The 229-nt window shown below is 48.5% G+C and carries 1 tRNA gene; it reads left to right on the forward strand.

The window, feature by feature from the left end:
• The first annotated feature begins 2 nt into the window (after nucleotides 1-2).
• Nucleotides 3-77: transfer RNA gene (locus ACVA6Q_RS25000), tRNA-Gln, on the forward strand.
• Nucleotides 78-229 lie beyond the last annotated feature (152 nt).

The following is a 229-nucleotide window of genomic DNA, read 5'->3' on the forward strand; positions in this document are numbered from 1 at the left end:
GTTGGGCTATCGCCAAGCGGTAAGGCACCGGCTTTTGATGCCGGCATTCCCTGGTTCGAATCCAGGTAGCCCAGCCATTTTTAAAGTGGCAAGTTTTTTTGAAAAAAACCTTGGCACAAGAGACGAGTTTGTATTATATTCTCTCGCTCTCAAGAGTGGCTACGTAGCTCAGCTGGTTAGAGCACATCACTCATAATGATGGGGTCACAGGTTCGAATCCCGTCGTAGC

Source organism: Vibrio sp. DNB22_10_4, assembly GCF_052879755.1.